The 18256-nt window shown below is 35.8% G+C and carries 23 protein-coding genes; 12 read left to right on the top strand and 11 right to left on the bottom strand.

From position 1 onward, the window contains the following. Positions 1 to 2: 2 nt before the first annotated feature. Positions 3 to 386, bottom strand: coding sequence for a prefoldin subunit beta (locus QEN48_RS06220; protein ID WP_280108037.1), 384 nt, complete (start codon positions 384 to 386; stop codon positions 3 to 5). Between the two features lie 185 nt (positions 387 to 571). Between QEN48_RS06220 and purE the strand changes: the two genes are divergently transcribed. Then, complete coding sequence (gene purE, locus QEN48_RS06215) at positions 572 to 955, top strand: 5-(carboxyamino)imidazole ribonucleotide mutase (RefSeq protein ID WP_280108036.1); 384 nt, start codon at positions 572 to 574, stop codon at positions 953 to 955. A 538-nt stretch (positions 956 to 1493) separates the two neighbouring features. Here purE and QEN48_RS06210 read toward each other — a convergent pair. Continuing rightward, the gene (locus QEN48_RS06210) at positions 1494 to 2261 is read right to left on the bottom strand and encodes a dihydroorotate dehydrogenase electron transfer subunit (protein ID WP_280108035.1); all 768 of its coding nucleotides are present in this window, start codon (positions 2259 to 2261) and stop codon (positions 1494 to 1496) included. A gap of 357 nt (positions 2262 to 2618) precedes the next feature. On the opposite strand from QEN48_RS06210, the gene QEN48_RS06205 reads away from it, so the two are divergent. Continuing rightward, a complete protein-coding gene (locus QEN48_RS06205; protein ID WP_280108034.1) occupies positions 2619 to 3635 on the top strand; it encodes a DUF362 domain-containing protein in 1017 nt (338 codons plus the stop codon). Positions 3636 to 3695: 60 nt separating this feature from the next. Here QEN48_RS06205 and QEN48_RS06200 read toward each other — a convergent pair whose 3' ends face one another. The 3 genes from QEN48_RS06200 to QEN48_RS06190 all read right to left on the bottom strand — a co-directional run bounded on the left by QEN48_RS06200 (position 3696) and on the right by QEN48_RS06190 (position 5285). Continuing rightward, a complete protein-coding gene (locus QEN48_RS06200) occupies positions 3696 to 3974 on the bottom strand; it encodes an acylphosphatase (protein ID WP_280108033.1) in 279 nt (92 codons plus the stop codon). 284 nt (positions 3975 to 4258) lie between these two features. After that, on the bottom strand, positions 4259 to 4537 hold the full coding sequence (gene albA, locus QEN48_RS06195) for a DNA-binding protein Alba (protein ID WP_086636793.1): 279 nt from the start codon (positions 4535 to 4537) through the stop codon (positions 4259 to 4261). A 445-nt stretch (positions 4538 to 4982) separates the two neighbouring features. Further along, positions 4983 to 5285: a PRC-barrel domain-containing protein gene (locus QEN48_RS06190; protein ID WP_280108032.1), complete on the bottom strand. Its 303-nt coding sequence runs from the start codon at positions 5283 to 5285 to the stop codon at positions 4983 to 4985. A gap of 425 nt (positions 5286 to 5710) precedes the next feature. Between QEN48_RS06190 and QEN48_RS06185 the strand changes: the two genes are divergently transcribed. Together QEN48_RS06185 and QEN48_RS06180 are read left to right on the top strand one after the other, a co-directional pair. Next, on the top strand, positions 5711 to 6667 hold the full coding sequence (locus tag QEN48_RS06185) for a hypothetical protein (RefSeq protein ID WP_280108031.1): 957 nt from the start codon (positions 5711 to 5713) through the stop codon (positions 6665 to 6667). A 2-nt stretch (positions 6668 to 6669) separates the two neighbouring features. Beyond that, the gene (locus QEN48_RS06180; RefSeq protein ID WP_280108030.1) at positions 6670 to 7509 is read left to right on the top strand and encodes a hypothetical protein; all 840 of its coding nucleotides are present in this window, start codon (positions 6670 to 6672) and stop codon (positions 7507 to 7509) included. Positions 7510 to 7629: 120 nt separating this feature from the next. On the opposite strand, the gene QEN48_RS06175 is transcribed toward QEN48_RS06180, so the two are convergent. Further along, on the bottom strand, positions 7630 to 8217 hold the full coding sequence (locus tag QEN48_RS06175; RefSeq protein WP_280108029.1) for a hypothetical protein: 588 nt from the start codon (positions 8215 to 8217) through the stop codon (positions 7630 to 7632). Positions 8218 to 8313: 96 nt separating this feature from the next. On the opposite strand from QEN48_RS06175, the gene QEN48_RS06170 reads away from it, so the two are divergent. Then, the gene (locus tag QEN48_RS06170) at positions 8314 to 9066 is read left to right on the top strand and encodes a 23S rRNA (uridine(2552)-2'-O)-methyltransferase (protein ID WP_280108028.1); all 753 of its coding nucleotides are present in this window, start codon (positions 8314 to 8316) and stop codon (positions 9064 to 9066) included. A 125-nt stretch (positions 9067 to 9191) separates the two neighbouring features. Here the strand turns inward: QEN48_RS06170 and QEN48_RS06165 are convergent, their stop codons facing one another. Further along, positions 9192 to 9320 (bottom strand): hypothetical protein, encoded by a 129-nt coding sequence (locus tag QEN48_RS06165; RefSeq protein WP_280108027.1) that lies wholly within the window; start codon positions 9318 to 9320, stop codon positions 9192 to 9194. Between the two features lie 32 nt (positions 9321 to 9352). After that, complete coding sequence (locus QEN48_RS06160) at positions 9353 to 9640, bottom strand: winged helix-turn-helix transcriptional regulator (RefSeq protein WP_280108026.1); 288 nt, start codon at positions 9638 to 9640, stop codon at positions 9353 to 9355. Positions 9641 to 9680: 40 nt separating this feature from the next. Here QEN48_RS06160 and aroA point away from each other — a divergent pair, with 40 nt between their 5' ends. From aroA to QEN48_RS06145, 3 genes are all read left to right on the top strand, one after another. After that, positions 9681 to 10955, top strand: coding sequence for a 3-phosphoshikimate 1-carboxyvinyltransferase (gene aroA, locus QEN48_RS06155; RefSeq protein ID WP_280108025.1), 1275 nt, complete (start codon positions 9681 to 9683; stop codon positions 10953 to 10955). A 185-nt stretch (positions 10956 to 11140) separates the two neighbouring features. Beyond that, positions 11141 to 12187: a bifunctional phosphoglucose/phosphomannose isomerase gene (locus QEN48_RS06150; protein ID WP_280108024.1), complete on the top strand. Its 1047-nt coding sequence runs from the start codon at positions 11141 to 11143 to the stop codon at positions 12185 to 12187. Continuing rightward, the gene (locus QEN48_RS06145) at positions 12180 to 12383 is read left to right on the top strand and encodes a hypothetical protein (RefSeq protein ID WP_280108023.1); all 204 of its coding nucleotides are present in this window, start codon (positions 12180 to 12182) and stop codon (positions 12381 to 12383) included. Before QEN48_RS06150 ends, QEN48_RS06145 begins: the two co-directional genes overlap by 8 nt. Positions 12384 to 12395: 12 nt before the next feature. Here the strand turns inward: QEN48_RS06145 and QEN48_RS06140 are convergent, their stop codons facing one another. Next, entirely contained in the window at positions 12396 to 13205 is an 810-nt protein-coding gene (locus QEN48_RS06140) for a F420-dependent methylenetetrahydromethanopterin dehydrogenase (protein ID WP_280108022.1), read from the bottom strand. 278 nt (positions 13206 to 13483) lie between these two features. On the opposite strand from QEN48_RS06140, the gene QEN48_RS06135 reads away from it, so the two are divergent. The 4 genes from QEN48_RS06135 (at position 13484) to thrH (ending at position 16323) form a co-directional block, all read left to right on the top strand. After that, positions 13484 to 14437, top strand: coding sequence for a type II CAAX endopeptidase family protein (locus QEN48_RS06135; protein ID WP_280108021.1), 954 nt, complete (start codon positions 13484 to 13486; stop codon positions 14435 to 14437). Positions 14438 to 14782: 345 nt separating this feature from the next. Next, positions 14783 to 15034, top strand: a complete 252-nt coding sequence (locus QEN48_RS06130; RefSeq protein WP_280108020.1) for a hypothetical protein — start codon at positions 14783 to 14785, stop codon at positions 15032 to 15034. Between the two features lie 22 nt (positions 15035 to 15056). Further along, complete coding sequence (locus QEN48_RS06125) at positions 15057 to 15695, top strand: LysE family transporter (protein WP_280108019.1); 639 nt, start codon at positions 15057 to 15059, stop codon at positions 15693 to 15695. Between the two features lie 25 nt (positions 15696 to 15720). Beyond that, positions 15721 to 16323 (top strand): bifunctional phosphoserine phosphatase/homoserine phosphotransferase ThrH, encoded by a 603-nt coding sequence (gene thrH / locus QEN48_RS06120; protein ID WP_280108018.1) that lies wholly within the window; start codon positions 15721 to 15723, stop codon positions 16321 to 16323. 17 nt (positions 16324 to 16340) lie between these two features. On the opposite strand, the gene QEN48_RS06115 is transcribed toward thrH, so the two are convergent. Together QEN48_RS06115 and QEN48_RS06110 are read right to left on the bottom strand one after the other, a co-directional pair. Then, the gene (locus QEN48_RS06115; RefSeq protein WP_280108017.1) at positions 16341 to 16799 is read right to left on the bottom strand and encodes a type IV pilin N-terminal domain-containing protein; all 459 of its coding nucleotides are present in this window, start codon (positions 16797 to 16799) and stop codon (positions 16341 to 16343) included. 208 nt (positions 16800 to 17007) lie between these two features. Next, a complete protein-coding gene (locus QEN48_RS06110; RefSeq protein ID WP_280108016.1) occupies positions 17008 to 18222 on the bottom strand; it encodes a SipW-dependent-type signal peptide-containing protein in 1215 nt (404 codons plus the stop codon). Between the last annotated feature and the right edge of the window lie 34 nt (positions 18223 to 18256).

Raw genomic sequence — 18256 nt, 5'->3', positions numbered from 1 at the left:
ATTTATCCAGCTTCTCCAGGAAGGCCTCCGCCTCTCATACTTTCAATCTCAGATTGAAGCTCCTTCTGGATCTCTTCGAGTTTTTCTTGAATTTTCTCTTCTTGTTTCTCTAGAGTCTGAACTCTAACTTCAAGATCTTCTTTTTCTTCTTCAAGCTCTTTAATAAGCTCTTCAGAACTCTCTTTCTCAATAATAACGTCACCATAGGTCCTGTAAACAGCTGAATCGTCATCAGAGTTTTTAAGTTCTTCAATAGCATTCTCAAGCTGATTTTGCCTCATATTGCTCTGATTCTTTTGATTAGCAATGTTCTCCGCTTTCTGCTGAAGCTGTTGACCTTTCTGCAATTTCTGCTGTACTTCTGGGGGTAGTTGTCCAGTACTCATAAATAATTCACCAATTAACTAACAAGAATTTCTTCTTTTTATTGTTTATAACTTTGGGAAAAAACCAAAAAACAACCACAAAAACAAAAACAAACACAACCAAAAACCTCAAAAAACCAAAAAACAAACCAAATAAAACTCAAAAAATAAGTTAAACAAAAAACAATAGGAAAAAGGAGAAAAAAATGGCCGATATAGCAATTATAATGGGATCAGAATCCGACATGCCCGTAGCAGAAAAAGCATTCAACATACTAGATGAAAAACAAATCGATTACAACGTAGAAGTTATTTCAGCACACAGAAACCCAGAAGAACTAAAAAAATACATAGAAAAATCAGAAGCAAAAGTATTTATCGCCATAGCAGGCCTCGCCGCAGCACTACCAGGAGTCATCGCATCCCACACAAACAAACCAGTAATAGGAGTCCCAGTAAACGCCAAACTAGATGGATTAGACGCATTACTAAGCATAGTACAAATGCCAAAAGGAGTCCCAGTAGCATGCGTAGGCATAGATCGAGCAGACAACGCCGCCATACTAGCACAACAAATACTAAACACGTAAAGTGACCTATACCTAAAGATAAACCGCCTTAAAGCCTGCTTTAAGATAAAAAAAACCGGATAACCAAAATTAAAGTAACCACACGAAAGAATCCCCAACCCAAAAAGGAATGGGGATTCAAAAAAAATACCACAGAAAAAAACTTAGTCTCTATCGAACCCTCCATTATTAGCTAGGGCCTTCCAAACCACCCAGAACTCCCTACCCACCTACCCAACCCCTGCTGAAATTTATTAATGAAAAGTTATTGAATCGCTAAGAAACACATCAAAAGATGACTACAGCAATTCAGTTGCTTTTCACACACCAACTATCATTAACACCTAAACCCATAAATTAAAAACACCCAACAATTAGAACCATCAACTAAAAAAACAGAGAAAATCTCAAAATAAATTAAATAAAAAAACTCTTTTTCTCTTAACTCAGGACTAAGCTTTCTCTTCAGAGAGGAGAATAGCACATCCCAGTTGTCTATGCAGTTGTCTATGGCTATGTATTTCACAAAAAAAAGGATTTTAAAACAGAAAAACCGAAGTTAAAACCGAATTTTCTGTCCTGAAGCATTTCTCCGATACTCACCAAACTCAGTTCCATCCAACTCCTCTTTATTAAAAACAGGTCCCTCAACACACAAACGAGTTCCATCTGGATCCATACAACAAGAACCACATACACCAACACCACACTTAACATATCTTTGAAGACTTACCTCAATATAAGTACCATCAGGTGTATTCTCAACAATTTTTTTAAGCATAGGCTCCGGACCACAAGAATAGACAGTGTCAAAATCCCCTAAAACATCGAGTACAGGCGTAGTAATATAGCCCTCATAACCCTTAGAACCATCTTCAGTAGCAACAAAAACTTCACCTAACCTATTAAATTGATCTTCAAAAAGCAGTTCTTCTTTATTACGACCACCAACAGCAATAGTTAATTCAGAACCACCTTCTTTAATTTTTTTAGCAAGAGGAAGCAAAGGCGCTCCACCACAACCCCCAGAAACAATCAAAACCTCACCACCCCTAATAGTGAAAGTATTACCATAAGGACCCCGAAGTCCAACCTGATCTCCAACACTAAGATCAAACATCTCCTCCGTCGCAGGCCCAACCTTCTGCACAGTTAAACCAGTTGGAGTAATCTTAGACGGAGAAATAGGAATTTCATCCACACCAGGAATCCACACCATAAAATACTGGCCAACCTCACAATCAATTCCACCATCTAAAACAAATGTCTTAATATTAGGTGTTTCATCAATAATATCCGCTATTTCAAATATAACTGGACTATCCATCAAGAACCACAAAAACCAATTAGACCTATATTATAATCCTTTTTCCGCATTATCTAACAAGGAACACTTTCTACAGAGAAACCAGGCAGAGTGCCTCAGGGCTTGACCCCGAGGTACTTCACAAACAACAACACGCTGAACAAAATCAACAAGTAGGACAAACCAATTCAAAAAACAATTATCCCTAACCAAGACGAAGACCCCTTTTTTTATATAAGGAGAGGAAAGACATTACCATCAAGTACAAAGAAAAAGCCTCGCGCTTTAGAGCGGGGAGGATGTCAATAAGAGAATAGTCTAATTTTAGATACAAAAAAATTCAATAGATATCGAGTTAGACTCTATATGTGTCCTAATATGTCCAATGTCTATCTATACAAAACCGATATCAATTCGATAGATTATGATAAGGTAAGCTCCCTCTTAACCAGAGATATCCAAAAAATATTCGATCCAACAGACCAAATAGCCTTTAAACTTCACTTTGGTGAACGAGAAAGCGATACCCATCTAGACCCATTATTTGTAAAATCATTATATAACGAACTCTCTAATTTTATTAACAAAATAGTTTTGATGGACTGTAACGTACTCTACAAAAGCGATCGTTCTTTTGGCCAATCACATAAAAATGTCGCAATCGATAACGGCTTCGACTTTGCCCCAATAATAATAGCAGATGGTGAAGATGGAAGTGATGAACTAGAGATAAAGATTAATCTAAACCATTTTGATAAAGCTAGAATCGGGAAGAAACTAGACAACTACAATGGTATAATATCAATTGCACACTTTACAGGCCATGACGCCACAGGAATAGGTGGAAACCTAAAAAACATTGGCATGGGATTAGGAAGTAAACCAGGAAAACTCGAGATGCATAAAGCCTTCAACCTACAGATAGACCAAGAACAATGTAAAGGCTGTGAAAAATGTATAGAAATATGTCCTTCTAACGGAATAACAATCGAAAATACAGCCAAAATAAATCAAGAACTCTGTATAGGCTGTGGAAGCTGTATAGGAAGTTGTCCAGAAGACGCTGTAAAAATACCCTGGAACGCCTCCTCATCCAAAGACCTACAAGAAAGAATAGTTGAATATGCATATGCCGCCCTAAAAAACAAAAAATCATACCATATCAACATATTACTAAACATAACAAAACTCTGTGACTGCGTAAACAAAAAACAAGAACCAGTAATAGAAGATATTGGTTTACTAGCATCAAAAGATATTGTGGCTATCGACCAAGCCAGCATAGACCTAACCAACCAAAATTTCATACCAGAAGGAATAAACCCTGAACATCAAACAAAATATGCTGAAAAAATAGGTTTAGGCAAAAGAAAATACAAATTAATAGAACTGTGAAATACCCCTCCCTACTCACACCCCCTAACATACTCGCTTCTTGAGGAAAGAGGTGGTCATTTAATATTTAACTTTGAATTCATTGAATTCATTTTTGTATTCCTCTTTTTTTACATCAATATTTATGACATTAGCACGATCAGGGCCTTTGTGGCAGAACTCCACTAACTTATCAACCATGTTTTCTTCGCCTTCAAAAACTGCTTCAACTCGACCATCAGGTAGGTTTTTAACCCAACCCTTTACATTGTTTTCATTAGCTTTTTCCTTGGTTGTAGCTCTAAAATATACGCCTTGAACTTTACCTTCTATAAATAAATGAACTCTTTTCCCAGACATACCAATTAAATAATAAATTGTTAGATTTAAATAGAATTTGATTTAAAGGATTAGATTCCGAGAACTCTAAAACTGGTTCTTATAAAATAAAAACCATATTTATAGCTTATTTTTTTAGATTAGGGAGAGATAGAGGTTACTTTGGGTCTGTATTTCTTTTGGGTAGAAAGTGGTTTTAGTGTTGAGACAAGGTGAATTTTTAAATTAATTGTTAAAAGTAGACAGTGCTGAATAGGTTTGTAAACAAAAAAAATAGAAAATGGGTTTTTAAGAGAGAAAGAAACTTAGTTTCCTCTCTTTAAGTAAATCTCCATTGAAGAGACGTTAGATTCTCCGCCTTCTTTGTTTTCAAGTGTTTCTGTAGAGATTTTTATATCTTCAACTTCAACATCTTCAAGGAATCTGTTTCTGACAACTTCTGCTGTGTCGACGGCTGTTGATATTGCTCTACCTCGGGCTTTGATGACTACTTCATCAGATCCTTCGTTGAATTGAGTTGTTACTGCGAGCACGTAGCTCATTACTTCTTTGTTTCCTACATATACGACGTTATCTTCTGACATTTTGCGACCTCATTTGAGTTATCTGACTTCCCCCATCTATTTAGACTGGCTTTAGATGCCAGTTGCCTATACAGTTTGTTTATGGGAGTTCTACGGACATTGCCGAGTGTTTTGGGCCGAGTCAGTGCGGCCTCTTGCTGGACAGGTATAGGCTGTCCAGGAATCAACATCCTGTTTGGATGTTGATTAATAGTTAGGGTAAACCACAGTATAAACCGTGGGAAATACCGCTGTATCAATTTAATTGGTTTACGAATAACTTAAGCTTTTCGTACAACGATTTGTATGTTTTATTTGAAAAAACCATATTGTCTTCTTGTTTATGTGTTTATCTGTATTTTTTTAGGAATTTATCAAAAAGGCGTTTTTAGGTTTATATTTTGGTTTTTTCACCCAGTTTTTGGTGGAACCTTTTCTATTTAATTTATTGTTTTTTAAAAAATGTTTATTGGAGAAGTTTTTTCTCTTTTTTTTCATTTTCTTCGTCTTCGTCTTCGGTTTTTTTCTTTTGGGTAGGTATTGGTTTAACTATCATTACATCTTTTGAATCTAGGACCCATCTGTATGGCATTAGTATTCCGTTAGCGCCATCAAGTTGTTCTTCAAAATATGGACTTAAGTTTCCAATTGATAGTTTCTGGACTTTGCTCTCTTCTATGTTTAGTACTGCGTCTTCAGTAGTTCCTACAAACCTACCGTCTCTTGTGTATACGTCGACATTTAGTAATTTAGTTAGTTCTAATTCCATTAATTCCACCACTCAGTTTTTTAATACTTTATTTAAAGACTTTACCAAACTAATATCTAGTTTGGAAACAACTTTATTTATTTAAATTTACTTTAGCTTTTATCCTCCTTTCATGAAGGAAGGGCTAAACTTGATACAACATGAATGCCAGACTTTAGGGGGCATTGAATTGATTGTACCTATTTATCGATCAATGTAATGGCCGTTGAAGCCACCTTATAGTACTACTATACAACTATGATTTATTAATGTTTATGTATTAAATTTTTTCTTCAATCATTTTGGATAAAATGATTTTTGTAATATGTTTTGTTGTTATCGACGGGCTTCACTTTCAGTTATCTTACCGTTATACCTTTATTATTTCAGTAACATATGTTTTGTTTAATGGAAAAGCCTCCAAATCCAAAGGAGGGGGCCTATATATGAATAGAAATGAAGTAGAAGAAGCTATAGAAGAGCTTAAAGGATCTCTTAGTGATTTCGATGAATCTCAGATAAAAAAAGAAGTCGAAGATCTAATTTTGAAGTATAAAGTTCCAAAAGATCAGGCAGTTAGTACTATTCTTAGGAAACATACTGGAACTACACGTAAAACCGTTGGCAAGAAGGAAATCTCAGAACTTAATGCTGGAGACAGTGGCGTTGAAATAACAGGTCGAATACTTCGCGTTGTCGATCGGGAGATCGAGGTGGATGGAGAACCAAAATCTATAAGGTCGGGTACTATCGCTGACCAAACAGGTTCAATAGATTTTACAGCGTGGAGAGAGTTCCCATATAACGAAAATGATATAATCGAAATTGAAAACGCATATATCAAGGAATACAGAAACAGACCTGAACTACAGATTGGTGATTATGCAGAAATCCAGGAAACAAGCGAAGATAGGTTGCCGAGCGCTGAAGAACTTAAAAAACCAGTTAAAGTAGACCTGGATAATGTAGATCGTGTTTATACGGCTGAAATAGAAGCTGAAATCGTTGAAGTTATGGAAAGAAGTGGCTTAATAATGCGTTGCCCAGAATGCAATCGAGTAACAATGGCAAGCGAGTGTCAAGAGCATGGAAAAGTCGATACAGTCCCAGACCTCAGAATTAAAGCCGTTTTAGATGATGGAGTCGGAGCAATCCAAGCAACGATGCCAAAAGAAATAGTTGAAAAACTTGTTGGAATAACACTAGAAGAAGCAATGGAGATGGCTAGAGAAGAAATGGATAAAACGGTTGTATATGAAGAAGTTAAAGAAGTCGTTGGAAAATCTATCGTTGCAGTAGGCAGGGCTATAGGAAACAACTTCCTAGTAATGGATTATAAAGAAGTTTCTTGGGACCCTGAAGAAAAAGCAGAAGAAATACTACAACAAATCAGGGAGGCTTAATAATGAGAGAAGTAGCAAAAAGAGTGTTTGCAAGAGAGTACGCAGAATCAGACCTAGTTGTAAGAGATGGAAACACAGAGTACGCACCATCATACGTTGTAACACCCACCGGCGCAAAATGTAATAGACTATATATATCAGGAGTTCTAACAGAAATCGAAAAAGTCGGAGACGATGAAAGCTATAGAGCAAGAATATCCGACCCAACAGGCCAATTCCTAGTGTTCGCTGGAGAATATCAACCAGAAGCCGCAAAATTCTTTTCAGATGCAGAAGTACCATCATTCGTATCAATATACGGCAAAACAAACGTATATAGGCCAGATGAAGAAACAGTAATAACCTCAATACGGCCAGAAAGCATAAATTACTGCAAAGAAATCGATAGAGACCGCTGGATAGTAAAAACAGCAAGATTAACATTAAAAAGACTACAAAACATCGATCAAAAAACACTTGAACACTACACCCCAGATAAACAACAATACAAAAAACTAGTCCAAGAAGCACTAGAGATAACTATTGGCCAAAAACCCACACAAAAAAAAGAGCCAGAAACAAAAAAACCACCAATAAAACCCAAAAAACCAGATAAATCTAAAGAAACTGAAGAAAAAACCGAGAAACCAATAGAAAACGATTTCGAAACAAAAACCCAGAAACAACCCAAAGAAGAAAAACCAAAAGAAGAAGTAGAAAACCAGAAACCAAGTGATGAAGACAACGAAGACGATTTTCTAGAAGAAATAATCTCAGGTGAAAAGAAAGAGAAGGAAAATAAAGAAGATAAAGAAGATAGTGGGGAGAAAGGCATCGAAGAATGGGATTTAAGCGGTAGTTAACTTATCTTAAACCAGTGCTAATATCCTCTTTTTCTTTCGGGAGAGGAGGATATCAGAAAACAGTTACCTATTTTTTGTTTAGTGGCCTTGTTTTGTTTCAAGGCCATCTAAATATTTTTATTATTTTTTCCGAGTATCTAATTCGTTGTTTATTATTGTTATTGTCTGAGAGGAAAAGTATTTTATAGGTCCTATAGAAACTTTCTGTGGTTTATGGATTTTTTCTTCAACCCTAAGCGGAATTCCTTTGTGGTCTCCGATAATAAATAAGGGGTTTTTTAGTTCTAGCTCTCTAATATTTCTGCCTTCATCTGTCATCAAATGAGGTTTTTGGTCACTTATATCTAAGATTGTTTCTATTCCCTTCCGACTTATTTTTATGTTTGAAGAGGTTGGATTACTCCATTCTTCACCAACCAATGATTCATGATGGTTTAGTACTTTTTTAATCCAATGGCCAATACTTCTCTCGTTAGGACGTAGACCTTGAACCATGTTTCCCTCTAACTTTAGTGATATCGGTGGGTTTGGAGGTCCATTTAGACAGATAATAAACTCAACATCTTTCCGGATTTCATTAGATATCCATAAACCTGATATTATAGATCTAGCAACGAGGTCCATCCGTCCTCCATCACCAGGTAGGTCGTTTATATTAAAACATCCATTGGTTTTACCTGTATTTGAATATAAAACAAAACGCCTCATATCTAAAAAAGGATTGTATTTATATCTTGTTAAGGTCTATGGATTTTTCAATCGAAAACTTTTCGTGTTTACAGGATTGATTTTTGTTGTGTTTTTATGAAGGATAGAGATCGTTATTGGAGGAAAGCTAAGAAAGAGGGGTATAGGGCTAGAAGTGCTTATAAACTTAAGCAGATTAATGATCGTTTTGATTTGATTCAAGGTAATGACTCTGTAGTGGATCTTGGAGCAGCTCCTGGTGGATGGTTACAGGTAGCTAGAGAGCTATCTGATGGAGAGATTGTTGGTGTTGATTTGAATCGAATTAAAGAGATAGATGGTGTTGAAACGATTGTTGGAGATATAACAGATGAATCAACATTGGATGAGGTTCGTGATTTAATTGGAGAACCAGATGTTGTTTTGTGTGATGCTTCTCCTGACTTATCTGGTAACTGGAGCATAGACCACAGCAGGTCAATAGACCTAGCTAGATCTGCATTAAATTTTGCTAAGGATATTCTAAGGCCTAGAGGAAATTTCTTGGTTAAGGTTTTCCAGGGAGATATGTATGATGATTTCTATAAAGAGATTGATATGGAATTTAGTTTTGTAAAAGCGCATTCACCTGATGCATCAAGGGATCAGAGCGCTGAGATATATATCGTTGGGAAAAACTTTATTTCAATCCCGGTTGAGGTGGATATGGAGTTAAAGGTTGAGATTGTTGATATTGGAAACCAGGGAGACGGAATAGCCAAGATTGAGGACTTTGTAATCTTCGTACCAAACACCGAGTTAGGAGATGAAGTTAAGATAAAAATAAATGAAGTCGGTGAAAGATACGCCAAATCTGAAGTAATAAAATAAACACCCAGATATTTATCCTCTTTGCCGAGAAGACATCTTCTTAAATCTTTGATTTAGGTGGGTGAGGATGTCATAGGGAGCAAGTTTTTAGCAAGTGATTTTATAATTTAATGGTATAAACTGGTTCACCATACTTTAAATAGGCATCTATCGTCTTTACCTTCTATTTTCTCCGTATCTCCACATTTAGGACACCGTATTTCTTTTTCTTTAGCATCTGCTTCAAGTTTTTCTCCACATTTTTTACATTTCATCGGTTTACCCTAATTATATATAGGTTTTAATACTAAATGTGATTTCTTATTTCCTCAAGTTCTTGTATACAACAATCTATATCTTCGTTAAATCTTTCTTGGAATTTCTCCATGTTCTGTACTTTGGCTCCTTCGGTAGAAGGCTCTATCAATCCTTCTCGCTCTAAAACTCTTAAGGAGTACCTAACTTTGTGTTTAGGCAGCCCTGTAATCTCAGAGATATGGCCCATACCGATCGGGCCTTTTTTATAAGCGACCTTCAACACCTTAATGTGTCGTCTAAGTAAATCGACCTCCTTCCCTAGATTCTCAGTCAACATTGCAGTATTTACTTTTATTTTTAGAATAAATAGGTTTTTAATGAATGTGGAAATTGAAGGCGGAGAAATATCTCCTAAAAGACTGGTTGCTCCTCCATCTAAAAGCTATACACATAGGGCTATCACAATATCCTCGCTATCTAATGGTAAATCGATTGTTGAAAACCCATTGTTATCGGAAGATACCTTAGCTACAGTTGATGGATGTAAAGCGCTTGGAGCAGATATCGATAGAAAGGATAGTGAACTGGTTATAGATGGATTTGGAGCCGACCCTGAGATACCTAATGATGTAATAGACTTAAAAAACTCTGGTACATCACTGAGATTTCTAACAGGAGTTGCATCTCACTTAAAAAAAGGATATACCGTATTAACAGGGGACAACTCACTAAAAAACCGTCCTAACGAACCATTGATCAACGCACTTAACGACCTTGGAGCAGAGATCCATAGTACAAAACTAAATGGAACAGCCCCCATCATAATAAAAGGAAGACTCCAAGGGGGATATGTCGAGATAAAAGGAGATATTTCAAGCCAATTCATATCATCGATCTTAATAAACACTCCAATAGCTCCAGAAAACTCTGAAATAAAAGTCACAACCAAAATAAGATCAAAACCATACATAGACATAACACTTGAAGTAATGGAGAAAGCCGGAATAAAAATTGCAAAAGAAGGTAAGGCATACAAAGTTAAAGGAAACAACAAATACGAACCAATAGAAATGAAAATACCAGGAGATTTCTCATCAGCCTCAAACATACTAGCCCTAGCAGCAATATCAAACCAAGAAATAGAGATGAAAGGCCTATCACCAAGCAAACAAGGAGACGAAAAAATATTAGAGATACTAGAGAGATTCGGAGCCAAAATAATTCATAAAAAAGATACTGTAAAAGTCAAGCCAGAACCTCTAACTGGAATAACAATAGATGCCTCAAACATACCAGACCTACTGCCAATACTATCAGTAATAGGAACCCAAGCTGAAGGAAAAACAAAAATACATAACGTAGAACATGCAAGATACAAAGAATCCGATAGAATAAAAGCAATGGCTACAGAACTCAAAAAAATGGGAGCCCAAATCAAAGAACACCAAGATGGATTAACAATCAAAGAATCCAGCCTAAAAGGAACAAAACTAAACGGATACGACGACCACAGAATCGTTATGGCCCTATCAATTGCTGCAACACAAGCAGAAGGAAAAACAACAATAAACACAGCTGAATCAATAAAGATATCATACCCAAATTTCTTTAACCACCTAAAAAAAGTCGGAGTGGAAGTCGACAAAAAATAAAAAAAACTCCCTCCACTAAAACAACTTTTTTTAAAACCATTTGTGGGAGTTTAAGAGAGCAGTAAGCGATATCTTTCTCTAGGGAGGAAGAGGACGTCAACAAATATGGTGCGTCAACCAAACTTTTTTTAGAGCAAGATATTTCCAAAAAAGTTAAATCTTTTGTTACCAAATCTTTACGAGGTATGTTGTCAAGAGAACAAATAGAGCAGTATGACAGTGAAGACATGTTAAAAGAACTTGAAATGTTCCCCGATATGTGTCTAAAAGCATACAGAGATTGTGAACTAGAAGTAGATCTATCAAACACCAAAAACATCATTGTAACCGGTATGGGTGGATCTGCAATCGGTGGATATATGCTAAAACAATTACTAAGAGACATATCCCCAATACCGATTCACATAAACAGAGATTACGATTTACCAAAATTCGTCGATAAAGAAACCTTGTTACTAACAGTTAGTTACTCAGGAAACACAAAGGAAACACTTTCATCATTCAAAGATGGCTTAAAAAAGGGATGTAAAATATTATGCATCACATCAAATGGAAAACTAAATAAAATGGCTCAAAAAAACAAAATCAAGAGTTATCAACCACCCAAAGGCTTACAGCCACGAGCGGCATTCCCCTACCTATTTCTACCCTTACTAAAAACACTACAAAACTCAGGTCTTATTGAAAAAAACAAAATAGATGACACCATAAACACATTAAATCAAATAAAACAAAAAAACAAGCCAGAAAACCCAATTAAAAAAAATACAGCCAAAAAAATAGCTAAAAACCTCAACAACTCAATCCCAGTAATCTATGGATATAGAAACATGGAGCCGGTTGCATACAGATGGAAATGCCAGATAAATGAAAACTCAAAAAAATTCTCAGTATTCAATAGATTTCCAGAACTAAACCACAACGAAGTAGTTGGATGGAGTGACCCAAACACTAAAAACATGTCAGTATGCATAATACGGGAACAAAACGAACCAAAAAAAGCCAACAAACTAATAAAAGCAACAAAAAATACATTTAGTAATGCCAAACAAATTAATGAAATAACAGCCCCTGGTGAAACACCATTAACAAGAATGCTAACCGGAGTATACATCGGTGACTACGTAAGCATATACCTAGCCACTCTAAACAAAGTAAACCCAACACCAGTAAAACCAATAACCCAAATAAAAAACAACTTAAAAAAAATGGAGGAAAAAAGAAATGAATAAAGAAAAAGAAATCGATAAAGAAACAGATAAAAAAATAGGGATATATGCACTAACCTTCTCAATAATTATAGCAATTATATACGCAGCGATAATAAACATAATGGAGCTATTCGACATCTATGGCATAGCACTACTAACAATCACCATAATACTCATACTAAGCTCAACAAAAATAATCGAAAAAACACTAGCCTAAAAAAATAAAAAATTAAAGGTCTTCAAATAGACCCTTCTTCTCAACCCAATCCCCACTAGAGAGATGCGGAGTTCTCCTAACCGAGTTATTATTTTTCTCAATCTCCCTAGCTTCCTCAGCCAGCGAAGCAGCCTTCCTCAACATCTCATGCGAACTTGATGCCAACCGAACATACCTCTCACGATCATCAATTTGAAAACAAACCTTATGATTTATCTCAGCAACCCTATCCGCAATCTCCAAAGCAGCAATAGCTTTAGAAGCAGCATATGGATTAGAAAACTCATTCTCCACAGCCTTCTCAGGAGTAATAATACAACGGGGAAGATATGGATCTCCAGGATCTGAACCTAAAAACCTATCAACCTCAATCTGCAGCTTACGAAAAGAACCACACAAAGACAAAATCTTCAAAACATTAGAATTGAAATCAGCCATCTCAACAGAATCCAAAAACTCTCTCCGCGCACCAATCAAAGGATCCCCCTTAACATAAATATAACCAAAACCACACTCTTCAACAACATCCTTACTACCAACACCCAAATGATCACTAATAACCAAACAAGGAACCCCACTACCAACAGCAAGCTCACGAGCCCTACTCGGACCAGGCATCCCAGGATTAGGCGAAACCAAAATAAGAAAATCCAAATCAAACTCCAACAAAGACTCCATAACCGAAACACAATCCTCTACCCGCATCTTAGAGCCCGACCCAACAACCCTAACATCAACATCATCACGATCCGCCCTCTCATCCAACAAAGCGTCAACAAACGAAGACCCAATAAAACCAAACTTACCAATTCCAACCAACATAAAAAAACACCTATTTTAAATATATCTTTCTCAAACAAACCGCCACTACAACCATAACTTGGTTTTCACCCAACTTATGTATTATTCAAAACTAAAGTATATACACTCACTAAATAGAAGCAAGCCTAAACCCTAAAAACAAAATAAATCAATTAATCATTAAAATTAACCCAAAAACAATAATTAAAAACAAAGAAAAAACAAGAGATTTAACTAAATAAAAACCGAAAAACCTTCAAGAAAAAAAGAAACCAGTGAACCTCAAAGGTGAAAAAAACATGTCGTTCGAAACAGGCAAATCAAAATGGCTGACCCTCGCTTTGAACATAATATCAATAGTTTTAGGACTATTCTTTCTATACTTATTCTTCAACTTCCTAAGTATATACCTCCTTGAAATACAGATATTTCCAGACATAGATTACTCATTCCCATACATGGCAATAACATCCTCAATAATATCCCTACTATTCGCGTTTTTTGTATTTGCATTCGTTCTAAGACCCAACAAAATAACCGATAAAATAGAAAAATGGTCCCAACTCGACCTAACACAATACATAGACGGCGTAATGCTAATGCTATTAGCCCTAACAATATGGTTCATATTCGGCAACTCAATATCAGACGGTATACTCGCATTTGAACTAAGAAACATTGTAGGAATGGAAATAACCGAGCTATTCAATCTCACAACCCAATCACTAATACTAAATTCAATATTAATGTTTATACCATTCGTCTTAATACCAATACTTTGGGTCAAATTCATAAATCAAGGAAACTACAAAAAATATCTCGGCCTACACAAGGAAAAACTAACCAAAAACATACTCTTAGGCATAGTTTTCGCTGCAATATCACTAATAATAGCATTCCTATTAAGCGAAATACTAATAAACTTCCTTGGAATCGAAGAACAAAACGTCTTATTAGAAGAAATAGTCGGTTTCGGCCCAATAATGGCCCTAATTATATCACTATCAGCTGGAATATCAGAAGAAATATTCTTCCGAGGATACCTACAAACAAGAATCGGTTTAATTCCAGCCGCAGCATTATTCGCATTAGTACACGCCAGTTACGGAGTAATAATACAAATAATAGGCCCATTCATAATGGGACTGCTGATAGGATATTTATACCTAAAAACAAACAGCGTAATAGGCCCAATAGTCGCACACACACTATACAACCTAGTAGTACTACTAACAGCAATATACATAATCTGACATCCTCCCAAACCCCTGAAAGTGTTGGGTTTTCTTCACCGATTCAGAAGGTTCTAGACTTATTAGGTTTTCACCTCCAAATCATCTCCAGTTCGGGCTATGTCATCTGTAGCCCCCGCCATATCTTACCAGAATGTATCTCGGCTCAATGAACTTATCACCGTGTTGGGATATCCCTTTTCACAGCGACGTTTGTTAACGCATTAAACTCAGCGTCAAGTTCATCACCAAATGTAGAGCATTTGATACGTTGGAAAGTTTAGACAAAATAAAAATCCCTTTCTCTCAAAAACGATCAAAAACCTTAGAAAAACATGAAGTAGTTGTAACAATATACCTATTTCTATGATTGAGGTAGGATGTCCCACTTGTGGTAAATCACTTGAATGTCAGATAGAAGAAAAACCATTTGAAAACCCAGTAAGTTGTTGCACATGGATTTATATAGGAATACCACCTGAAGAACCCCGAATACAGGAATACCGACCAACAGATGTAATACAAAAATGCACAAGCCTATTAGTATACACCGGAGAAGAAGGAGAAATGTTCGCAGTAAACAAAAAAGAAGCGGAAAAATACAACAAAGAATTATAAAAAACCTCTAAAAAACATCAAAATGATAGCAGACCAACTACTCTCCCTAACAGGAGGGTTATTACTAGGACTCTCACTAGCAGCTCCACCAGGACCAATAAACGCAGTAATCGCAGAAGAAAGTGTATTTAAAGGATGGAGCGCTGGATTCAAAGCCGGATTAGGTGCCTTATCAGCAGACCTATTATTCTTAATACTAGCATTCATAGGCGCAACAACAATAATATATAATTCAAACATCCTCCGAGCAACAATAATGGCCTTCGGAGGAATAATAATGATCTACATAGCATACGGAACATACAAACAAACCACAAAACAAACCACAACCCCAAACACCAAAGGTAAAGGTATATACAAAACATTCACACTCTCCCTAACAAACCCATATCAAATAATATGGTGGCTGACAGTAGGAATAACAATACTGCAAACAGGAAACATAGACATACTTGGAATAAACTTCCAAACAGGAAGCCTATTACTACTAGCAGGATTCTTCATAGGAATACTAATTTGGATAACAACCTTTCCAGCAATAATGAAAATCGGGGCAGAAAAAAGCAAAAAATTCCAAACAACAACCGGATACCTAAGCGCTATAACACTCCTAGCATTCGGAATAATCTTTCTATACAGCTCAACAAACCTCATAATATAAAAAAACAAAATCAACGTTGATAAATATGAACATAATATGCCTAGACCTCGAAAGCATACTAATCCCAGAAATCTGGGAAGAAGTCGCAGAAGAAACCAACATCAAAGAACTAGAATTAACAACAAGAGACATAGAAGACTACGACGAATTAATGGCCCACAGATACCAAGTATTAAAAGAAAACGACATAGACATCGAATACATAAAAGAAGTAATCCAAAATATACATCCACTAGAAGGAGCACCAGAATTCGTCAAATGGGCAAGACAAAAAGCACAAGTAGCCATATTAACAGACTCCTTCTACGAATTCATAAACCCAATAATGAAAGAATTCAATAAACCAATGGTATTCGCCCGAACCCTACATTGGAACGAAAAAGGATACCTAAACGGATACACCCCACCAAAAAACATAGACATAAAACTAACCGCAATAAAAACATTTAACAAAATCAACCTAAACACAATAGCCGTCGGAGACAGCTTCAACGACCTAACAATGCTAAGACAAGCAAACAAAGGATACCTATACAAACCATCACAAGACGTAAAACAAAACGTAAAAGACATAGAAAAAAAACAAAACTACGAAGAACTAAAACAAGCAATAAAAAAAGAACTATAAAAAACCACTAAAACCCATCAATCAATCATAACAACATCCACACTAATAGTACCACCAGAAGGCTCATCAACCACCCTAACCTCAACCTCTCCCTCAAAATCATTTTCACCACATACAAAACTAATTCTCTCACCAACCAACCATTCACCACTCACACCATCCACATCACCCAAAAACATAGAAAACAATACTTCACCATCATCTAAATCACTAACAATAACCCTAGTATCATCCACATCTAAAGAACTACCACCTTTATGCAACAAAGTAATAGAACAATCCTCATTCTCAAAAGAAACATCATCAACAACTATCGATGCCTGGGGAGTAAGAGATGGAACACTAACAACCCCAAAAACAAAAGCAGCAACAATTCCAGCCATCAAAACAACAATCGCAACCATCAAAATCTCACCAATAACCGGACTCACACCATCTTCATCACCAACAAACCTAACCAAACTATCAAAAATCAAATAAAACACACACCCTAAAACATTTCCTAAACCAATAATAAATTAACCAAAAACATATTTAGTTTTTTCCAAACAAAACCAAAACTAATAAAAAACAATTATTCATAAAAACAAAAAAACCAACATTTCACAACCTACTGATCACAGCACTATCACCAAAAACTCAAAAACCAATCAACTCAAACACATAAGACCACTACAAGCCATTTCAACATATAGCCATTTCAACATCTCGAGTCTCACACTTTTCACCCTCTGTTGTTGTGTTGTCTATTTCTTGGTTATCTTGGTTATTGGTTGTGTTGTCTATTTGTTGTTCTGTTGTTGTGTTGTCTATTTCTTGGTTTGTTGTTGTGTTGTCTATTTCTTGGTTATCTTGGTTATTGGTTGTGTTGTCTATTTGTTGTTCTGTTGTTGTGTTGTCTATTTGTTGTTCTGTTGTTGTGTTGTCTATTTCTTGGTTATCTTGGTTATTGGTTGTGTTGTCTATTTGTTGTTCTGTTGTTGTGTTGTCTATTTGTTGTTCTGTTGTTGTGTTGTCTATTTCTTGGTTATCTTGGTTATTGGTTGTGTTGTTATCTTGTTCTGTTGTTGTGTTGTCTATTTCTTGGTTATCTTGGTTATTGGTTGTGTTGTTATCTTGTTCTGTTGTTGTGTTGTCTATTTCTTGGTTATCTTGGTTATTGGTTGTGTTGTTATCTTGTTCTGTTGTTGTGTTGTTATCTTGTTCTGTTGTTGTGTTGTCTATTTCTTGGTTTGTTGTTGTGTTGTCTATTTGTTGTTCTGTTGTTGTGTTGTCTATTTCTTGGTTTGTTGTTGTGTTGTTGGTTGGGTTTAGTTCGATTGTGAGTTTGTTGTAGTTGTCGTAGAATTTGTTGGTTGTTTCTGTGTTTGTTTGTTTGGCTGTAAAGGTTATTTCTAGTGTTAATTTGTTTAGGTTGTTGGTTGTTTCTGTGTCTGTTGTGAATCCATGGTTGATTTTTAGGTATTGGTTTGGTTGAAGTGTTTCGAGGTATTTATTTTGGTTTAGGATTTCGTTGATTGTTTTGTTTTCTATTTGTTTTTGGCTGATTTGTTGGTTGTTTTCGTATTTAGTTATATTTAAGGAGTAGTTTATTACTTGTGTTGGGGTGGTTTGGGTTTGGGTTGTTTGGTATATGTTTGCTGTGTTTGTGCCTATGTTTTTAATTGTGGTGTTTATCCATTTTTTTTCTTCATTGTTGATTTCTTTTGTTATTGTTATGTCTAGTGGGTTTTGTAGATTTGCGAGGTCTATTCCAGCTGATATGTCAATTGTTCCTGCTGTTAGTTTTATATTTTCAGAGTTTTCTGTGTCTGAGTAAAAAGAATAGGTTGCCCCTGTTATAGATAAACTTATTATACCTATTAATATTAGACTGAGCAAAGTTTTTTTAAGTATCATTGCAAATCTACTTAAATAGTGGTTGGTTTTTTGG

This window comes from Methanonatronarchaeum sp. AMET-Sl (genome assembly GCF_029854155.1).
In the GTDB taxonomy this organism is placed as follows: domain Archaea; phylum Halobacteriota; class Methanonatronarchaeia; order Methanonatronarchaeales; family Methanonatronarchaeaceae; genus Methanonatronarchaeum.
This window is presented reverse-complemented; position numbering and strand designations above follow the sequence as displayed.